This window comes from Falsibacillus albus, from assembly GCF_003668575.1.
Taxonomy (GTDB): Bacteria; Bacillota; Bacilli; order Bacillales; family DSM-25281; genus Falsibacillus; species Falsibacillus albus.
In genome coordinates, this window is record NZ_RCVZ01000010.1 from 51,631 (window position 1) to 69,745 (window position 18,115).

At 39.4% G+C, this 18,115-nt stretch carries 22 protein-coding genes and 2 pseudogenes; 3 read left to right on the forward strand and 21 right to left on the reverse strand.

Annotation, left to right across the window (positions count from 1 at the left end; genetic code table 11):
* Nucleotides 1-55: 55 nt before the first annotated feature.
* Nucleotides 56-832: a sporulation protein YunB gene (yunB, locus tag D9X91_RS14305; protein ID WP_121681326.1), complete on the reverse strand. Its 777-nt coding sequence runs from the start codon at nt 830-832 to the stop codon at nt 56-58.
* Nucleotides 833-965: 133 nt separating this feature from the next.
* Nucleotides 966-1,433, reverse strand: coding sequence for a hypothetical protein (locus tag D9X91_RS14310; RefSeq protein ID WP_148709080.1), 468 nt, complete (start codon nt 1,431-1,433; stop codon nt 966-968).
* 164 nt (nt 1,434-1,597) lie between these two features.
* Here D9X91_RS14310 and D9X91_RS14315 point away from each other — a divergent pair, with 164 nt between their 5' ends.
* Nucleotides 1,598-2,362, forward strand: coding sequence for a MerR family transcriptional regulator (locus tag D9X91_RS14315; protein WP_121681328.1), 765 nt, complete (start codon nt 1,598-1,600; stop codon nt 2,360-2,362).
* 47 nt (nt 2,363-2,409) lie between these two features.
* Here the strand turns inward: D9X91_RS14315 and D9X91_RS23050 are convergent, their stop codons facing one another.
* From D9X91_RS23050 to D9X91_RS14325, 4 genes are all read right to left on the reverse strand, one after another.
* Entirely contained in the window at nt 2,410-2,538 is a 129-nt protein-coding gene (locus tag D9X91_RS23050) for a hypothetical protein (RefSeq protein WP_267900817.1), read from the reverse strand.
* A 98-nt stretch (nt 2,539-2,636) separates the two neighbouring features.
* A complete protein-coding gene (locus D9X91_RS22540; protein ID WP_158598328.1) occupies nt 2,637-2,774 on the reverse strand; it encodes a hypothetical protein in 138 nt (45 codons plus the stop codon).
* A gap of 49 nt (nt 2,775-2,823) precedes the next feature.
* Nucleotides 2,824-3,579, reverse strand: a complete 756-nt coding sequence (locus tag D9X91_RS14320) for a type II toxin-antitoxin system SpoIISA family toxin (RefSeq protein ID WP_121681329.1) — start codon at nt 3,577-3,579, stop codon at nt 2,824-2,826.
* A 78-nt stretch (nt 3,580-3,657) separates the two neighbouring features.
* Nucleotides 3,658-4,377 (reverse strand): DUF2161 domain-containing phosphodiesterase, encoded by a 720-nt coding sequence (locus D9X91_RS14325; RefSeq protein WP_121681330.1) that lies wholly within the window; start codon nt 4,375-4,377, stop codon nt 3,658-3,660.
* A gap of 117 nt (nt 4,378-4,494) precedes the next feature.
* Here D9X91_RS14325 and D9X91_RS14330 point away from each other — a divergent pair, with 117 nt between their 5' ends.
* Nucleotides 4,495-4,641, forward strand: coding sequence for a lmo0937 family membrane protein (locus tag D9X91_RS14330; protein ID WP_121681331.1), 147 nt, complete (start codon nt 4,495-4,497; stop codon nt 4,639-4,641).
* Between the two features lie 86 nt (nt 4,642-4,727).
* Here the strand turns inward: D9X91_RS14330 and D9X91_RS14335 are convergent, their stop codons facing one another.
* From D9X91_RS14335 to D9X91_RS14350, 4 genes are read right to left on the reverse strand one after another with little or no spacing between them, the layout of a single operon-like run.
* Nucleotides 4,728-5,282 (reverse strand): hypothetical protein, encoded by a 555-nt coding sequence (locus tag D9X91_RS14335; RefSeq protein WP_121681332.1) that lies wholly within the window; start codon nt 5,280-5,282, stop codon nt 4,728-4,730.
* A gap of 40 nt (nt 5,283-5,322) precedes the next feature.
* Complete coding sequence (locus D9X91_RS14340) at nt 5,323-5,619, reverse strand: hypothetical protein (protein WP_121681333.1); 297 nt, start codon at nt 5,617-5,619, stop codon at nt 5,323-5,325.
* Between the two features lie 50 nt (nt 5,620-5,669).
* A complete protein-coding gene (locus D9X91_RS14345) occupies nt 5,670-7,028 on the reverse strand; it encodes a hypothetical protein (protein ID WP_121681334.1) in 1,359 nt (452 codons plus the stop codon).
* Nucleotides 7,018-7,551, reverse strand: coding sequence for a sigma-70 family RNA polymerase sigma factor (locus D9X91_RS14350; RefSeq protein ID WP_158598329.1), 534 nt, complete (start codon nt 7,549-7,551; stop codon nt 7,018-7,020). The genes D9X91_RS14345 and D9X91_RS14350 overlap by 11 nt, the downstream gene beginning before the upstream one ends.
* A gap of 215 nt (nt 7,552-7,766) precedes the next feature.
* On the opposite strand from D9X91_RS14350, the pseudogene murC reads away from it, so the two are divergent.
* Nucleotides 7,767-9,062: pseudogene (gene murC, locus D9X91_RS14355) on the forward strand (UDP-N-acetylmuramate--L-alanine ligase).
* A 41-nt stretch (nt 9,063-9,103) separates the two neighbouring features.
* On the opposite strand, the gene D9X91_RS14360 reads toward murC, so the two are convergent.
* From D9X91_RS14360 to D9X91_RS22900, 11 genes and pseudogenes are all read right to left on the reverse strand, one after another.
* Entirely contained in the window at nt 9,104-9,817 is a 714-nt protein-coding gene (locus D9X91_RS14360; protein ID WP_121681336.1) for a DUF459 domain-containing protein, read from the reverse strand.
* 463 nt (nt 9,818-10,280) lie between these two features.
* Nucleotides 10,281-10,910 (reverse strand): histidine phosphatase family protein, encoded by a 630-nt coding sequence (locus D9X91_RS14365; RefSeq protein ID WP_121681337.1) that lies wholly within the window; start codon nt 10,908-10,910, stop codon nt 10,281-10,283.
* A gap of 24 nt (nt 10,911-10,934) precedes the next feature.
* Nucleotides 10,935-11,588 (reverse strand): serine hydrolase, encoded by a 654-nt coding sequence (locus D9X91_RS14370; protein WP_121681338.1) that lies wholly within the window; start codon nt 11,586-11,588, stop codon nt 10,935-10,937.
* A 1-nt stretch (nt 11,589) separates the two neighbouring features.
* Entirely contained in the window at nt 11,590-12,105 is a 516-nt protein-coding gene (locus tag D9X91_RS14375) for an NUDIX hydrolase (RefSeq protein ID WP_121681339.1), read from the reverse strand.
* Nucleotides 12,095-13,060 (reverse strand): aminoglycoside phosphotransferase family protein, encoded by a 966-nt coding sequence (locus D9X91_RS14380; protein ID WP_121681340.1) that lies wholly within the window; start codon nt 13,058-13,060, stop codon nt 12,095-12,097. Before D9X91_RS14380 ends, D9X91_RS14375 begins: the two co-directional genes overlap by 11 nt.
* Nucleotides 13,061-13,259: 199 nt before the next feature.
* A complete protein-coding gene (gene abc-f, locus D9X91_RS14385) occupies nt 13,260-15,071 on the reverse strand; it encodes a ribosomal protection-like ABC-F family protein (protein WP_121681341.1) in 1,812 nt (603 codons plus the stop codon).
* A 353-nt stretch (nt 15,072-15,424) separates the two neighbouring features.
* Entirely contained in the window at nt 15,425-15,886 is a 462-nt protein-coding gene (locus D9X91_RS14390) for an NUDIX domain-containing protein (protein ID WP_121681342.1), read from the reverse strand.
* Between the two features lie 562 nt (nt 15,887-16,448).
* A pseudogene (locus D9X91_RS14400) lies at nt 16,449-16,845 on the reverse strand (VOC family protein).
* 23 nt (nt 16,846-16,868) lie between these two features.
* Nucleotides 16,869-17,228, reverse strand: a complete 360-nt coding sequence (locus D9X91_RS14405; protein ID WP_121681344.1) for a VOC family protein — start codon at nt 17,226-17,228, stop codon at nt 16,869-16,871.
* A 65-nt stretch (nt 17,229-17,293) separates the two neighbouring features.
* Entirely contained in the window at nt 17,294-17,863 is a 570-nt protein-coding gene (locus D9X91_RS14410; RefSeq protein ID WP_233569802.1) for a helix-turn-helix transcriptional regulator, read from the reverse strand.
* Nucleotides 17,811-18,068: an AraC family transcriptional regulator gene (locus D9X91_RS22900; RefSeq protein WP_325050526.1), complete on the reverse strand. Its 258-nt coding sequence runs from the start codon at nt 18,066-18,068 to the stop codon at nt 17,811-17,813. The genes D9X91_RS14410 and D9X91_RS22900 overlap by 53 nt, the downstream gene beginning before the upstream one ends.
* Between the last annotated feature and the right edge of the window lie 47 nt (nt 18,069-18,115).

An 18,115-nucleotide genomic window follows, 5' to 3' on the forward strand; every position in this document is an offset into this window, starting at 1 on the left:
GTTGAAAAAGGTGACAGGCACCATCCATTTATTGGATGGTGCCTGTCACCTTGAATTAATTCCCAGATCCAGGAGGAATGACGACAGGGTTGAAGTTGTCTTTTCCCCCGCCTCCGTTGTAGTAGAGCGGGACTTTTCCCGGGTGGAAGAGATCGCCTATCTTGACCGAATTGGAGATCTCAATCGGCTTCGAGCGCAGCGGGATAATGACATTCATTTGTATTTTTACATTGATATAAACTTCCAGGTACGTATTGTTAATTCCGGTTTCAACGATTTTGGTTTCGACATTGGATGTGACAGCGCCGAGAATTTCCAATTTAACAGGGATTTTCGGTCCTAAATTAGAGAAGAGCGTTTGCTTCGTGGCCATTCCAAGCGGTACATAATATACGATTCCGTGCTGCTGTTTCGATTCTTCATAATCAATGTTTATATCCCGGTACAAATCTTCTAAATCATCAATCTCGCCATTTTCCATTAAATCCAGGTATTTTTGTACCCTTGTAGTCGCTTCTGAGATGACCCTATTATAAATTTGAGGGTTGAAGCTATAGGATAAATCATCACCAGACCCACGAGTGACAATCAATTTATCGATATCGATATTTTCCGAGATTTTCTTTGAAATGGCATCATTGATTGCTTGTGAGCCGAATTGCGTCGCCTTCGTTTCGGCTATGCTCATCAGGATGGGTTCGATGTTCTTATTTATTACAACTAAACTGATTGCAGTCGAGAAGCAGAAAAAGATAAAAGTAATCAAAAACACGTAGCGAAAAGGCAAGGGACCATATTTCCGTTTGAACTTGCTCTTATTCTTCCTAAGCACAACACCCCTCCTCGCTTTAAATTATATGCATGGACCAATCAAACAATATCCAAAAATAAAAAAGGGTGACAGGCACCATCCATTTTCTGGATGGTGCCTGTCACCCTTTTCGTGGGGTCTTCAATACTCCTATTCATGATAAACTTCTTGAATTTTTTGCATACCCTCTCATCAATATCTGAAAATCCTTGGTTTCTAAAACTTCTATATGATTGCGACCAGCCATATTTATAAGTTTTTCATATAAGGAAGATGGCTCAAACCGCGTTAACTTAATTCGTGAATCATCCATCATATAGATAACCGCTCGCCTGGTAGCCCATCCGACACGCATACATTTTATTCTTTTGATTTCAGATACATGAATGGCTCGTTGATATAGGACCCTGTTCAAAAAAGTAACACGATAAACAACCTGATCATCATTCATTTCAATTTCAATTTCGATCTTGAGGAGACCAATAATAAAAAGTGCGGCAATTGGAAAAATAATTCTCCAATGACGATCGATGCCATCTACCGTGATGGTACTGCCAATAAATGATAAAACGAGGATGAAATATAGCGGCCATTTTCTTCTCTTTGAGTAAAACTTCATCATTTCCACCTTCTAGCGTCATTTCATTCCTCCAAATTATACCATATTTTCAGATTATTGAAATTTTGACTTAAATCATTGTGTAATAAAAAAATGAATTTCTGATAAATAGGTTTGACTTTGACGCAGCGTGAAGGTGTACAGTTAAATTGTCAGGAGGTGAGCACGTGGAATATACAGTCAAGAAGCTGGGCCGATTGGCTGGAGTCAGCACTAGGACTTTACGATATTATGACGAAATTGATCTTCTTAAGCCGGCAAGAATCAATTCGTCTGGCTACCGGATATACGGTCAAAAAGAAGTAGATCGGCTGCAGCAAATCCTTTTTTACAGGGAACTAGGTGTTAGTTTGGAAAAAATAAAAGAAATCATGACATCACCATCCTTTGATGGAGCAAGAGCGCTTCAAGAACACCATGAACTGCTCCTCGACAAGCGCAGGCAATTGGATCTTCTCATTAGAAATGTTGAAAAGACCATTGCAGAAAAAGAAGGGAGAATGAAGATGACGAATCAAGATAAATTTGAAGGCTTTAAAAAGGAAATGGTTGAAGATAATGAAAAGAAATATGGTGAAGAAATACGGAGCAAATACGGAAACGAAGCGGTCGAACAATCAAACGCAAAAGTCATGAACATGACCGAGGAACAGCATAAAGAAGTCACTCGAATCTCTGAGGAATTGGCGGATACGTTGGCAGCAGCATTCAAGTCCGGAAATCCGGCTGGACCCCTCGCTCAAAAAACGGCTGACCTACACAAACAATGGCTGATGCATTATTGGAGTCATTACAGCAAAGAAGCGCATGCAGGTCTTGCTCAAATGTATGTGGATGATGAACGCTTCAAAGCAAATTACGACAAAAATCAACCTGGTACAGCAGAATTTTTACGGGATGCCATCCATATTTATACCGGTGTAAAGCAGTAAAAAAAGGGGCACCATCCATTTTTTGGATGGTGCCTGTCACCCTTTTCTCATCCCAACATTCCTTTCAGTGATTTAAATAATTTCATGGCTATTCGGTTTTGAACATTCATTTTGTGCTTCCCTTTATATACGGTGAGGTTTTTCCCGTTCTTGTTAGTCATTTTCTTTTCTTCCATTATGCTCTTCCTCCAGCTGTCTTTTTTATCAACATATCCAGAAGAAGCGTTTTTTATGACGAAATAGAAAAAAGAGCAATCTCTGAATGGATTGCTCTCTATCTATTTGCGATAAGCTCAAGTGCTCTTTTATTCATTTTTCGGATATCCCGGGATGTTTTGCTTGTCGACTGTTTGGTGATTTTGGTGATTTTCAACTTATCTTTATCGTTTATTTTCTTTTCCTTGTTTTTCATCTTTAACCCTCCCTGTGAGAAGTGGCCTCTCTATTATTATACCACGATTTTAATTGAATGAATCATAGAGATACACTAAATTTGCAATATGGATTGCATCGACTTCAAGCAATATTCCATTTTGATTATGTAGGACTGCCAGAACCATGTTAGCCGATGATGGATATGCCGGAATGATCATTAAATCTTCTCCATCCAAGGACACGATTTCTGATTCAAACAACATAACAGCTATATCATCTGTATCCAGTTCTTCAATATTATACGTATTCGTGATTGTGGAGAGTGTACTTCTTATGGAAGCTCTAAGCTCCCCTTCTTCTATGGAATTACCCAGTTCATAAACGAATACTGAAAGACCGAATTGTTCTGCGTATATATTCAAGTACTGATGCAATGTCACCGGTTCACCCTCGAATGGCAAAGTGGTTTGCTGAAGCATGTAGGACATATAATTCGTTTTCTTTACCATATTACGTTGGATGGCATCATTTTTTTGTATCGTATCCTTAAAGAAGTCCCCATATTGAAACTCTGTATTCCATATCTTCATAATACTGGGTGTCAGCAAAACTGATATGTCAATGAACACAATGACAGCAGCTAATTGCAATATCAGCTTCCAATCAGCCGGTTCCAAATCGCCCACAATCACCCCAATACCCAAACCGACCACAAATATTACATAAAACGTCTTTCTCAACATCCGCAGCACCAAGTAATACTCCATTTGTCGGAAAACTGAAAATAACCATATCCCAACGATATAAATCAACAATACTGCCAATAACATTTGAACATACATCGGCTAAAGCTCCAATTCTATATTATTTTTTTTGGTGACAGGCACCATCCAGAATATGGATGGTGCCTGTCACCCACCTCATCCTAGTTCCTTCAAGTAATGCTCGATTTGTTTGCTGTAATTATTTAAGTCTTTTTTGCCGGTGTCATTAATGGAGTAGATTCCTCTTTGTACCCGCTCGAACCACCCATAGTAGTTTTTGTTCAGGATGGACAAAGTTTTTTCACCGGTTCCCATTTCCCTGAGTGCCTTCGGTGAAAGCGGGCCGAATTTGTCCAGATAACAGCCAATTTTTATGCAGCTCTCTTTATAAGCGGTCAAGATTTTCGTGCCTGTGCTGCCGCCTATGTTATAATCACCGTGCCGGCCGGCGACTTCCCTGATCAATAGCTCACGTTTTTTCTTGTTCGACTGTTTGCTTCTTTTTCGATCGAAAGGAACAGGATCGATTTGAATATCCACTCTTTTTATGCCCCGTCTGAACGAAACCAAAATCAGTCCTAATTCCAAACGCCTCACGAGATGGCATAAATCCCTCCACTTCTTGGAGCGAAGGCTATGCGTCGGTCTAGGTATAGCTATATATACTAGATTCGTCATTTTTTGGCGCTTTGTGGCTTGCACCAACAAATCCATATTCAGTCTCAGCTTCATTTCGACGATGATCAGTTCATCGTCCTTCACCGCAGCAATATCACAATCCCTTACTTCACCATACACTTCATAACCAAGCTTGACGAAGTGCTTTTGAATCGGAGGATATAGATCAACTTCAAAAATCCTTTCATTTTCCTTCATTTTTATTATTACCATCCTTTAATTCTACTAATCTTCTAAAAATCCACCTAATTTCATGATATCATTCGATTATACATAGGTAAAAAAGGGAATATCCCTTTTAAGGAGGAATTGTTCATGCTTTGGACCATAATCGGAATCATCATACTCATATGGCTTATCGTCATTGCCCTGAAACTTGCAGGGGCCATCATCCACCTATTGCTGGTGGCTGCCGCCATATTAATCATCTATAAACTAATGGCACGAATGAAGAATCGTTGACTATACATTAATCAAACGATAAAAGCTGGTCCTTTGTAAATGGACCAGCTTTCCTAATTATCATAGTAAAGATCATGTGCAAGGATTTAATACACCGATCTTTCGTCCAATTTTTTCTTCGTTTCTTCGTTAAATAATATTACATTCTTTTGAGTTGAATCCTTTCCTTGAAAATACCATAATGCCAGCTGATCCACATGATATTGGACTGCCTTGACACCAAGCTTCGATTGTAAATCGATCCATTTTGCGTCTATCCCATTCACCTTGATCGACTGATTTTCTTCATTTGGTAGCAAACCATACACTAAATCTCCTTCTGTCGCTATGTTGCTGAGGATATCATTCGGCAGATTTGTTCTCACCGGTGAAATCCTCGACTGAATGACCTTCCATCCTAAAAGCCCTTTATGAAGCTTGGCAGCGCCTAAATTGTGTTTGCTGTCGATAAAAAAGTATAGTGCTTGATCGCCTTTTTCCTCAGCAGAAATTGAAGCCAAAATATCTTCATCGACATTTTTCAATGCTTTTTCCGGCTCAGTAAATGAAACTGATCTTTCCTTTACGAATGCCGAACATAAAAAGTATGCAGAAAATACGATCAGCAAAATGATCGAAATTTTTATGGATTGTTGTTTCATCATTTTTCCACCTCTTCGCGATTGAATCAAAATGTCATGATTAAACTATTGGTGCCGCAACAAATAATAGTAATGTTATAAGCAGTAATGCTAGACTTAACTTTCCCGATAGTTTTTTATGTTCCTTCCTGCGGTAAAACCCTGAAAATTGTAGCCGGTTGCGATAAAGCACAAAAATGCAGATCAGGATTGCAGACTCTAACAACCAACCGCCTTCAGGGGCAGCGAGCGACACCCCTAAAAATTCGTATAATTTACTGATCAATATCAACGATCCCCCACCAAAGATTATTATGATGGCGATGATTCGAAGCAGTTCCAAAAATGCTCTTGTCATGCTGCAATAACCTTTCCTTTCTATAAAACTTTAAGATGGGTGAAGCTTCATTATTGGACGATCCCCACGGACCTCCAATGGGCGCCTCCATCCACCGTTTTGAACAAGCCTGTTTCCGAAAACCCATACCCCTCTGTACTCGATACAAATTGAAAATCAGCCTCTGGAAAGGAGGCAGGCATTTCCATCCATTCCTTTCCTCCATTATCGGTACGGAAAAATTCATTTCCACTGGCCAACCAGCCATGTTCCAAGTCTGAAAAAGACATTGTAAAATTATCCTTTTGAAAAAATGGATAGGCTTGTTCGCTGTATACTGCAATCGGAATCTCAGATTCGGCATATTTTTCCCAGCCAGTCCCTTTGGAATAATGAAAGATCCAAAGCTTGGCTTTACCTTTTTGAAGGTTTTTTGGGAAACGTATTGCTGCCATCATTCCTTGCTCCCCAAAAAAGATGGGCCGATGATAATCGATTTCCTCGCCATCAATTGTTTGAATCAACTTGATCGATTTCCAAGATTCTCCGCCGTCAATCGATTGGAATAAAGAGGTGGTAGATGGATCGAAATAATCTGTACCCTCTTTTACAGATTGCCCGATACTCCAAATAACCTTTTCATTATATGGATAAATCCATTTTGCTGTTGAGTTGGAAAAACCCTTCAACTGCATCTCCTTCCAATTCTCTCCGCCATCGCTCGTACGGTAAAGTTTGTAAGGCAAGACTCCTGCGGCTTCGTTGATTTCAGTTGTATACAGCCACCCTTTGCTGGAGTCGATGAACTGGACATCTTCTATCCCATTGCCTTTTAAATGATTCAATTCAAGTCTCTTCCAAGTTTCTCCTCCATCTGTTGTAAAAAATTCTTGAAATTCCCCTCTAGTTTTCCCATGGAAAAAAACCTTGGCCACTTTCTCATTGACAAACACATACTCTTTATCTGAATTCCCATCAAGTAGCTGTGAAGGCGTCACGTCTTGATCATGCATCCATCCATCATTCGTTTTCAGTATGTGATTCACATCATCGACGGACCACCCTGACTGTCCGTCAATCATTTGCAAATGATTGACATGATATATTTTTTGCTGGATAGTCAATCCCTGTTCATCATGAAAAAGTCCAGCGGCTGAATTCTTGAAATAAGCCGCATTTTCTTTTGGAACATCCTTTACTGTAAAAATCCCACTCTCCAAAAAGGAAATCCCCATGAACAATAGAACGGCAGCGGGAATAACAATCGCACCAGCGAAGACAGTCATGAATGGCTTTCGCTGTCTTTTCAAGCGAGTGTGTTCGGAAAGGTAATGAATTTTACCTTTTAATCTTATTTTTTCATATTCCTTAAAAACAGGCTCCTGACTTATATAAACATCAATCGATTTTTTAAATCCATCATGATTCAACGAGGAAGCCTCCTAACTTTTGTTCCAGGATCTTTCTGCCGCGGGTCAAACGTGTCCTTACTGTTGATGGGTTTACATTTGTGATTGCTGCAATTTCTTTCAACGTAAAATCCTTATAATAAAATAGCAAAATCACTTCCCGGTATTTGATGGGCAATCCGAAAACCTCTCTTGCAATTTCAGAATCATTCTCCTTCAAAATCAACTGTGTTTCGAGGCTATTGTTGATTTCTGTTTTTGTCAGAATCGTATTGGTCAATATGACTTTTTTGTAACTCCAGGATTTTAAATAGTCCTTCGTTTTATTGATGGCAATTTTATACAGCCATGTTTTTACACTGGAACGCCCTTCAAACGTGTCCATTTTTAAAAATACAGTGATGAAAACCTCTTGCGTCAGGTCCTCCGTCAACTGCCAATCTTTCAAATAGCTATATATGATCCGCTTCACTTCTTCCCCGTAATCATCAATCAGGGTATGAATGAAATCTGTATTGCTTTCCGATTGAATTTTTTCATACAACAAGACCACCTCAAAACGATTCAATTTATTTATAGAGGCCATTATTCATGGAATAGTGACGTGATTGTAATTTTTTCCTTTAATATCACCATAACCTTTAGGAAAATTGTGGTAAAATTCATTATAGATATAGTGTAGCATTTTTTCCTTCATATCTTAAGGTAAATTTCTTAAGCTTTTCTTAAAAAAGAATTATGTATTGTGGAGGTATTGGTATGAAAACCTATCATTTTATCGGCATCAAAGGAGCTGGCATGAGCCCGTTGGCACAGATTCTGTGGGATATTGGGGTGAGGGTCCAAGGCTCAGACATAGAAGAATACACCTTTACTCAAGACGGACTAATTAAAAGAAACATTCCTATTTATTCTTTTGACGAAGAAAATATTAACGAGAATGAAATGCCTTCAACGAGTCACACCCGGAAGTTCAGAGAGCAAAGGAATTAGGTCTTGAAATTTACCGCTACCATGAGTTTTTAGGGGAGTTGGCGGAATCATATCATAGCATTGCCGTGACGGGGGCACATGGAAAGACCTCGACGACTGGATTATTATCGTATGTATTTAACCAATGTCAGCCTACTTCATATTTAGTAGGTGATGGGTATGGCAGAGGTGAAAAGAACAATCGTGATTTCATATTTGAAGCATGTGAATATAGACGGCATTTTCTTTCCTACAAACCTTCCTACGCCATATTGATCAATATCGACTTCGACCATCCGGATTATTTTGATGGGATCGATGATGTATTTGATGCGTTTCAAGCCTTTGCTGATCAAGTAAAGGAGGGCATTTTGGCTTATGGAGATGATCCCCTCGTCAAAAAATTAAAATCTTCGGCTCCTAACACTTATTACGGACTTGAAGCAGGGAATGACATTCGCGCCGTCAACATCCAAACTTCATCTGCCGGCACCACCTTTGATGTTGAAATCGGCGAGCAATTCAACGAAACATTTTCCATCAACACCTTTGGCAAACATAATATTCTTAATGCCTTGGCAGTGATCGGGATGGCCTGGATCCAGAACAAGAACGTCGAAGAAATTCAAAGAGGATTAATGGATTTCAAGGGCGTCAACCGGCGATATGCAGAGAAAATAGTAGGTAATCAAATTCTGATTGACGACTATGCCCATCATCCTGCAGAAATTGAAGCAACCATACGCGCGACAAAGGAAAAATATCCTGATAAGCGCGTCGTGTCCATCTTTCAGCCGCATACATATTCAAGGACAGAGAAATTCATCGATGCCTTTGCCCAATCGCTATCTTTGGCAGACCAAACGTTCTTGTGCGACATATTTGGCTCTGCGAGAGAAAAACAAGGCAACGTATCGATCGAGGAACAAAAAACAAAATTCCCGGTGCGAGGCTGATATACATGATGACAGTCGAGGAATTATTGGTCTATGAATTAATATTTTGCTCATTATGGGCGCAGGCGACATACAAAAAGTTCAACAAGCTTATGTGGAATTGGCTAAACAGCCGCAATCGGAATAAAATAACGTAAGCCGCTTGTTTCAATCACAAGCAGCTTACGTTTATTCAAAATCATAGTCATTTAATATTTTTTTCGTAAGGACATCATATCCCCTCTTGTTCGGATGGAGGGAATCGCTGAAATATTTAGAAGTTTTCTCTTTAAAAAGACCATTCGTTTGGATAAATTTGATATGATCATACGGTTTTATGAAAGCTCGGCTTGTCTCATTCCAATTCTCTACGACTTTTTCAATTTTATCGGAGTCTGGATATGGATTGTATAAGCCTAGAAATAATATTGGTGCATCAAGATTCTCTTCCCGGATGATGTTTAATATCCGCTTTAAATTTTTCTTGTAATCCGCTTTGCCAAGCATGATTCGGTCATGTTGCAGCGGATTAAGATCTCCGCCATTGCTTTTTACCAAATCGTTCGTTCCGATAAATAGGATAATGTTATCTGCCTGGCTCAACTCCCCCTTTACTTCCATACTGCCTAACTGGTGCAGGAGTCCATCCGTTTGCTGTCCAGGAATACCAAAGTTATGAACCTTTACCGTACCTTTTTCCTTTTTGGAAAGAAGCTTCTGCAGATTTTCAGCATAGCCATTTCCTGATGAATCTCCGACGCCATAGGTCAGGGAATCACCCAGCGCCACTATTTCCTTCTCATTGCTGGACTTTACATGATGCTCTTGTTTGATGGTGACCATCCAAATTAGTATTGCAAGAATGATCACTGTCGCAATTCCAACTAATATTCGTCGTGCCATAAGAACCTCCTATGGACACATAGCTTCCCGTTTCATCAAGTAGTGAAACTAGCAACATTTAGGAGGCGAATCCTTGATATAAATTAAGTTTCTATGATTCCGAGAAAGGGTGCTCGCTTTCCGAGGGGCCTCACACGATGTGATGTCGTTCGTCGTGCCGAACTTAATCGAACATCCGCCCAACCTCTCCTCGCTCCGCTGCGGGGTCTCACCTTGCCCGCTGATTCCTCCGGAGTTCACACTTTCCTCTCCAATCAACATCATAGGTTGAATTTATTTAATAAATAACTGTGAATCATCTTTGAGAAAAAAGAATGTAAATTCCTCACATAAAAGTTTGTTAATTTATTGGGATATACGAACTTTTATCGAATGGTTCTATGTGCTGCCATTCCGTATGTACGCATACAAAAAGAAATAAGACTCACTGGCTTAAACCAATAAATCTATCATCAAATTTCCCTTATACACGATTCAGATTTTTCTTATGCGCCACATCCCCCTCCATCACAACACATATCTCATCGTTCTCCACATCGATTTCAACGATTGATAAGCTTGTATCATGGATAAAAGTCGTTCCCCAAACTTGTTCAATCGGGAGCCCCTTTACTATCGCTAATAAGCTTTTTATTGTAATCGTATGGGTAACAACCAGGATATCCCCTGCAGATTGCTCCATTTTCACACGCTCTAAAAACCTCGAAACACGTTTACGCAAATCAGAAAAATTCTCACCGTTAGCAGACTTGAATAAATGCGGTGTACTGCCAAAGGAATGATAATCAACTGCAAAGTTTTCTGTAATATGAGTTTTAGTCTTGCCTTCCCAATCGCCCATATTCATTTCTCTCAAATCATCATCATAAGTAATGAGAGTCTTTCTCCCCTTACATATGAGTTCAGCTGTCCTGGCCGTTCTTCCACTTGGACTTGCGTATACTGCTTGAAAGGAGATATCCTTTAATCTCTGTCCTAAACTAAGTGCATGGTCGATACCATTTTGAGTTAAAGCTGAATCTTTCCATCCCTGCATTCTTTCTTCTGTATTCCAAACGGTTTGTCCGTGCCTCGTAATAAAGAGTCTAAACATGTTCATTTCTCCTTTTTCCGTTTCTCATTTTCCAAATAAAAAAAATGATTCTATAATCTCTCCAATTTCAGTCAGGAGCGCCTCCAGCTGTTCCCAGTCTATAAGAGGATCAGTTGATTTCACCATTCCGACAACTGTTATACACCGATCATCCAACATTACATAGCCAACATCATTACAGACTCCTTCCAGTCCCCCCGTCATATGAAGCCACGGACTCTTGAATCGAAACCCATCTCGATCCTCTTGAGCTTTCATGGCTTCCATGATGATCTTTGTTTCATCTTTACTTAAAAAACCATTCGTTAATATAGCATTTAGAAAATCAAATATCGCCTTGGGTGTTCCGCGATTTTTCAATTTCTCTTTATTATCACAATCTATATGTATGTCCAGACCCATTTCGACAAGCTGTTGATTGATCTCCTTATCTGAAATAACATTATTTAAATTCATGTACGCTTCGTTAACATGGTATTTGATAGATTTAGATACGTCATTCACTGAAGCATGATTCTTCAAAGCAAACACAGCCGTAATCCATTTCGCCAAACTCGCTAATGGAAATTGTGCACATTCATTGATGGAGAAGTTCCCTCCTGATTTTGAATCATGTATGCACAGACCTAACTGCATATTTTCAGGGATTATTTCAATGATTCTTTCTTTTAGTTCCATATCACACCTCAATAGCTTCCCAGTCTTCCAATAGCGACCAGGAAATTTCCGGTTCTCCGTTATTTGATTTCATCGAGCCACAATATGTACTTTCATCATGAGCACCTAAATGTTGGTAATGGTAGATAATTTCTTTTGTTGTGGCTGTGATCACATGATCGGGTAGCGATTTGGGCGTACACCAAAACAGGGATCCTTCTTCACTCTCTTGCAAATCAACCCCAGGTAAAACATTACCGACAAAAACATATTGCATCCTGACTTCCTGAAGCGCTTTCATTCTTAAAACAATATATTTCAGCCTTAACTCATTCAGAACGTCTTCTTTTAGCCCTGTTTCTTCTTCAATTTCCCGCAAACATGCTTTATGGGGATCATTCATTTCCCCATATTCCATATGCCCCCCAATCGGGAGAAATAGATCTTTGAAAAGCGAGTCTTTCTTCTTTTTTTGAATAAATAACATTTCCTCTTTCGAATTGAATAATAAGGCGACAGCCATTTGTCTAAGTTTCATAGGAACTTCTCCTTCTAAGTAAAGTATCCTCACCTTCCATCAGCTGCTCACGAAACCATTTTGGCCTCGTTCGTTTAAAGCCATCATGATCAATGATCACCCTCCGCAGCCGCTGGACCATTTCTTCTGTATTTTTTGGATCGAATTTCAACACCCAGACAATCGAAGAAAAGATGCTCATCGCTGTATAGACTGCATACAATGACCAAAAATCTTCTGGTGCTCCTTCAGCGAAATAGCCTTTGACTTGCCCGACCGAAAAAGGCACACTGACCTCACTGGTGAAAAGGGCGACTTTCACAAAATCATGTACAGGATCTCCCCAATCAAAATTGGAAAAGTCAATAGCACCGGCATACTTTTTATTTTTCACGATGATATTGCCTAAATGAAAGTCGTCATGCTGAAATCGATTCGGCCGACCTTGGAGCAAGTGCTTATTATTCTCAATGCACTCGAGAATCTCCTCATCTCCATCCACATGAATGCCGCATGTCTGATAGGCTTGTACATATCTCTCATGCTTTCTCAAAGCTCTGTCATACCATGGTTCAACATTTGAAGGAGCATGAAATTTATTCATTCTTGCCAGCTCATTGCCAGCTTCGATTCCTAATAAATATTGCTCCGTTTCATTTAATTCATGGATTATGGTGGCAGCATCATCCCCTTCAATAAAAGAATAAATCGTGTAGTAGATTCCTTTTTCATCTAATATTCTTTTTTCAATGGGCAAAGGGGTTTGAATCCCTGTTCGATGCATCTCTTGCAGGATTTCAAATTCCACTACTTTTCTCTTGAACACTTCTGCATTGCCAACCCTGAGAAGATACCTATCGTTATTAAGTGATAGGACATACTTTTCATCAGTGTAGAAGCCTTGGTTGATTGCTTTGATTGTGTCAGCCTGTCTCACTATTTTGCTTGAATCTTTTATTAACTTAATGACGTCCATTTTGTTTTCCTCACGGATATTTATTTGTGATGCTCTCAAGATTTTCTTTTAACTACGGGTTCCACGGAACCGCTGAAATAGGCACTCATGGACTACGCTTCTTCCGATCTATCCCTTCACTTCGCTCCTTACTTTCATTCATGGAATTTTCCAGCATTTCAACAAACAGGCGGTTTTCTCTGGAAAACCGCCTGTACAGTTAATATCCCTTCTCCTCTAGCTTCGCCAATTCATTATTGATGTCCTTCAATTGCTGAAGAATTTGTTTGTTTTTGTCGGGATCGTTTTCTTCCAGATGAATAAGCTGTGTATAGCGAAGCGCCAATTGTTTTTTAAAACCTTCAAGCTCTTTATCCTCCATAGATCGTTCAGATTCCTTTTTCCATTCATGATAGGCTTGAAATGTGTCCTTGAAATCATGAACATTTCCGTCTTCAATAGCAAGAATCCGGTTTGCCATCTTCTTTAGTAAATATGCATCATGAGAAACGATGACAACCGCTCCTGGATAGCTTTCCAATGCGTCATCAATCGTTTCTCTTGAGGGAAGATCAAGATAGTTGGTCGGTTCATCCAGCACGAGCAGGTCTGCTTGAGAGAGATATAGGCGAATAAAAGCCAGCCGGCACTTTTCCCCCATGCTCAGGTTCTTGATGGTTTTATGAACATCCTCTTTTCGAAACAAAAAGCAGGCGAGCAGCGTTCGCGCATCCGTTTGCGTCATCTGCGGAATGTCCAGCAGGCTGTCCAGAAGGGAATGATTTTCATTCAGCTTCTCCACTTCCTGGGCAAAATAGCCGACCTTCAGCTTTGGATGACGTTTAATCTCACCGGTTTCAGGCATAAGCTCCCCGATCAAAAGCTTTAATAGCGTGGTCTTGCCAGAACCATTTTTGCCGATGACGGCAATCCGGTCTTCTTTTTTAACCTCAAAGGAGAGCCTGTTGAATAATCCTGGCCCATTTGGATATGAGAATGATGCATGTTCAACCGAAATCAGTCTTTTTGCAACCATTTCACTATGTTCAAAGGCTAGATTGATTCCTTTTTTATCCTTTGGTTTTTCCACTCTTTCACTTTCCAACTTTCCAAGTGCCTTTTCCTTGGACTGTGCCCTTGTGATATTTTTCATTGCTCTCTTTTTGGCAAATGGATTTCTCTCGCCTGCAGATTGGTGTGCGATGGCGAACCATTGCCGATACTTCCGGATGGTTTCCTCGAGGTTTTTCCGCTCTTGTTCTTGTTTTTCATAAAGGGCCGTTTGGGTTTGGCGATCCAGTTCCTTTTGTTTGATAAAACTTGTGTATCCTCCGTTCACCTTCATAATGCTTGTCGGTGTAAGTTCCATCGTCGAATCTGCCACCGCATCGATAAATGCTCGATCATGGGAAATGAACAGGATGGTTCCCTTAAATTTGAGCATCCAATCTTGCAGCCACTGCAACGACTCATCATCCAGGTGGTTGGTCGGCTCATCGAGTACCAGAAATTCTGGATCGTTCATCAATACCCTTGCCAGCTGCACCCTGGTTTTTTGTCCGCCACTCAAGCTTGCAAATGGCTGCCCCCAAAGTTCCTTTGGAATGCGGGCTTCTAGAAGATTCCTCTCCACTTTCGCTTCCCATTCGAAGCCGCCAGCATCCATATACTGCTGAAGAATCATACTATAGCCCATTGCTTGAGCAGGCAGCTTTTTTTCATACTCCTGAAGTCTGATTTTCAGTCCACGCAACGAATTGTTTTCCTGTTCCACAAACTCTGTGACAGTCTCCGATTCGGTGTAAACTGGATTTTGTTCCATCCATCCCAAATTTAAGTTGGATGAATGATGAACTTCCCCCTCATCAATCGGGATAATTCCAAAAATGGCTTTCAATAAAGTCGTCTTGCCGATTCCGTTTTCTCCGATCATTGCCGTACACTCGCCTGTGCGGATCGAAAATGAAATGGATTCAAGCAACGGTTTGCCTTCGAGTTCAATTGATAAATCCTTTACCGTCAATAATTCCATGATGCTTCCCCTCTTTCATGCTTCAAAATAAAAAAGCACAGACATCTGCCTGTGCTGAAGAGATAGGAATCATCACAAAAAAAACCTAAAAATATTCAAGGCTCTAAAAATAGACATACGTATCCCAATCACTCAGAACTCAGGCAGAGTCCAGCTATTCGTATAAAATTAACGAAAGTTGTGATTTGAAATAATCATAATGTCGTTTTAGATACCTCCTTCAAATGATAACCATATTTTAGCATGTATTTCTTTTAACATCCATTCAATTTCAAACTTATGTGATAATTCATACTATTGATTAGTTTTATATAGAAATATTAAATAGTTATAATTTAGGATATATATTTTATTTAATTAATATCACCTAAATAGACATTGTTCTCGATTCCTTGAAAAAATCCTATTATTCTTGATCTGATTTCTTTAGGGTACAAGTCAAATTTGTACAGTTCTTTTATTGGAAGCCATTCAACCCCAACCTGATCTTGATCTGGATTAACTCCTATTTTTACATTTGCCCACTCATTGATTTTGCAGTGAAACATAAATTCTATTTGATGAACATGACGGTGTTTTTCTGAGAATTCATGGTTTTTTCCAATATATTCACGCATAAAGATTAAATTCCCAACCTCAACATCTGTGTTTACTTCTTCTACACACTCTCTTTTTAATGCTATTTCAAGTGTCTCACCATGTTCTTGTCCACCACCAGGCAGAATATAAAACTCTTGATCCCCACTCACTTTTTTTATTGTTAATAGATTTTCTTCCTTAATAATAATAGCTTTTACCGAATTCCTAATTTTCAACTGGTACTCCTCCTAAATCGTTTCCTGCTACCCAATTTGAATTTGATAACAAACTTTATTTCGATTATTAATATATGCGTTTTTCTTTTCACGATAATTTTGAACCTACTTCAATTCAATCATTTGATATTCTGATTTTGGTGCGATTTCTTGTTTAAATTGCTCAAAAAAACAAGAAGAAAGACCTTCATGTTTTCGACAGAAAATGAAATAGCATCTCTTTTTCATATTCTTCAATGCCTTTCCTAAAAACACCGAAAGTAGAATATATGTTACAACGCTCTGGCAGAAGAGCACCATTAACCTCATTACATCAATGCCAAAATCGAATTCCCCCCCTGGTGCCATCTCTCCTTCAAGGAAATAATTGTCTTTTGGTATTGGCATTGTAATAGACCCTTTCTTTGTAAATATTAAAACTTCCAATTTTACTTCTTAAAAATGCTCTTTAAAATTGAATAAGGATAGATTAATATTTTTCCTCTTATTAGACTGTAAATAAATCTTGCATGGTCCACCAAATGTTTTAATGAACAAGAAGCAAAAGCTTGATGCCCCTGCATCAAGCTCTTGCTGTATTGTGATGTATCGATTCAATCTTCTCTCGTTCTTCTGCCTTATCCAAATACTCGAAGAATCCAATCTGGTTCCCCCAAGGATCCTTAAATGTCGCCCACCTGACAGGGACTTCATGGCGTGAATGGATGACGAATGGGTTGATTTCTAATGCCTTTTCCATTCTGTCTCGTTCTTCTTCAATATTCTTCACGCCCAATCGAATAGGACCGGATTCATTCGCTGGCTTCAGCCACCTGAAGCCAGCATCCGGGGATAAGTTCCCACTCGACAAAACCGTCATGCGGGATAAAATCTGGCTTTCGATCTAGAAGGGTTTCATACCATTTTTGCCCACGATTGAAATCGGCAACCCTTACTTGTACCGTCATTTCAATAATCATTTGTAATCACCCTCCTTTTACATTCATTCATTTGAAAACTCGACGATTTCAATATGATTGCCAGCCGGGTCCTCGATCATAAAGAATCTCCCTGGAGGACATGGTTGTGGTTCAGCAAACAGTACTTTTGCTCCCAACGACTTTAATCTGTTGAAATCCTCCTCGATATTGTTTGATAGGATGCCCAACAGAACTGAAGGAGTTCCATTACGATGATTATTTACTGTTTCTTCTAACACAATCGGTACAGAGTGATGGACGAGGCTGACGATCTTTTCTCCATAGCGCTTTGATATTTCAAAATCCAAGACATTCGTGTAAAAGTCCATCGCCTTCTTCAAATCATCCACTTTAACCGTAATCACACATACATTATTCAACATTCATAATCCCTCCTCTAATAACCTGATCATATCAATCATTAATCAATTATTTTTCTTCTAGTTTGCTATATTTCTTTCCTATCAAATAATAATTGAGGCAAGTTCACTAAAATTGGCGGATCAGTTGGAAGTGGCGGACGAAGTTTTATATCAACAATCATATCGGTGTATTTATCAACCACAATCGGTGAATCATGCTTTCCGCGGTAAGCTTTTTCCAACAAAAATAAATCTGTTACATTCATTTTCCAAGGAATAGCTGCAGCTAATAGATAGTAGCTGCCTTCAGGAATTCCTGTAAAAGTACAGTTTCTTAACGGTGTTTGCAGAGCTGTTCCCATAACAGGCTTTTGATCTGGAATTGGTCGTGGAAAGAGTCCTATGAAAATCACTCCTTTAAAATCGTTTGGGTGCTGAACTTGACAAGTGATTATAGGAGGACATATGTCTGCGGCATGCATCCGGTCTTCATGTTGCTCATACGATTTGAAAAATTTATGTAATCCCTTGATTCGCGATTGAAATTGTTTAGGCGATTGCCCGACAAATCGTTTAAAGGTTGTGCTGAATGTTCCTTGGCTTCTAAAACCGATAGACATCAAGGTTTTTATCATTGAAGTCGATGGATCTACCAATAGATTCTTTCCTGATTCGATCCGTACGCCACAAATAATGTCGAGGAGAAATACCGGTAACAGATTTAAAAATCCTGGAAAAATGATAGGGGCTGGAGCCAACTTCCAAAGCCATCTCTTCAGTTGTTAATTCTTCATCCAAATTCCTTTTCATCATTTCTATAGCTTTGATGACAATTGCAGTGTGCTCATCCGAATGTGCCATAAATGTGCCCTTTCCAGAAATTCATCTAAATTTTATCGCTCATAATA

Excerpts from the sequence above, each read along its gene's own strand:
- abc-f (WP_121681341.1), bottom strand. The coding sequence starts at position 15,071 with ATGGAATTATTGACGGTAAAGGATTTATCAATTGAACTCGAAGGCAAA.
- D9X91_RS14335 (WP_121681332.1), bottom strand. The coding sequence starts at position 5,282 with ATGAAACAACAATCCATAAAAATTTCGATCATTTTGCTGATCGTATTT.
- D9X91_RS22900 (WP_325050526.1), bottom strand. The coding sequence starts at position 18,068 with ATGGCACATTCGGATGAGCACACTGCAATTGTCATCAAAGCTATAGAA.
- D9X91_RS14380 (WP_121681340.1), bottom strand. The coding sequence starts at position 13,060 with ATGGACGTCATTAAGTTAATAAAAGATTCAAGCAAAATAGTGAGACAG.
- D9X91_RS14375 (WP_121681339.1), bottom strand. The coding sequence starts at position 12,105 with ATGAAACTTAGACAAATGGCTGTCGCCTTATTATTCAATTCGAAAGAG.
- D9X91_RS14365 (WP_121681337.1), bottom strand. The coding sequence starts at position 10,910 with ATGTTTAGACTCTTTATTACGAGGCACGGACAAACCGTTTGGAATACA.
- D9X91_RS14325 (WP_121681330.1), bottom strand. The coding sequence starts at position 4,377 with ATGAAGGAAAATGAAAGGATTTTTGAAGTTGATCTATATCCTCCGATT.
- D9X91_RS14340 (WP_121681333.1), bottom strand. The coding sequence starts at position 5,619 with ATGACAAGAGCATTTTTGGAACTGCTTCGAATCATCGCCATCATAATA.
- D9X91_RS23050 (WP_267900817.1), bottom strand. The coding sequence starts at position 2,538 with ATGGAAGAAAAGAAAATGACTAACAAGAACGGGAAAAACCTCACCGTA.
- D9X91_RS14330 (WP_121681331.1), top strand. The coding sequence starts at position 4,495 with ATGCTTTGGACCATAATCGGAATCATCATACTCATATGGCTTATCGTC.
- D9X91_RS14310 (WP_148709080.1), bottom strand. The coding sequence starts at position 1,433 with ATGATGAAGTTTTACTCAAAGAGAAGAAAATGGCCGCTATATTTCATC.
- D9X91_RS14405 (WP_121681344.1), bottom strand. The coding sequence starts at position 17,228 with ATGTTGAATAATGTATGTGTGATTACGGTTAAAGTGGATGATTTGAAG.
- D9X91_RS14320 (WP_121681329.1), bottom strand. The coding sequence starts at position 3,579 with ATGTATGTTCAAATGTTATTGGCAGTATTGTTGATTTATATCGTTGGG.
- D9X91_RS14370 (WP_121681338.1), bottom strand. The coding sequence starts at position 11,588 with ATGGAACTAAAAGAAAGAATCATTGAAATAATCCCTGAAAATATGCAG.
- D9X91_RS22540 (WP_158598328.1), bottom strand. The coding sequence starts at position 2,774 with ATGAAAAACAAGGAAAAGAAAATAAACGATAAAGATAAGTTGAAAATC.
- D9X91_RS14360 (WP_121681336.1), bottom strand. The coding sequence starts at position 9,817 with ATGGCACGACGAATATTAGTTGGAATTGCGACAGTGATCATTCTTGCA.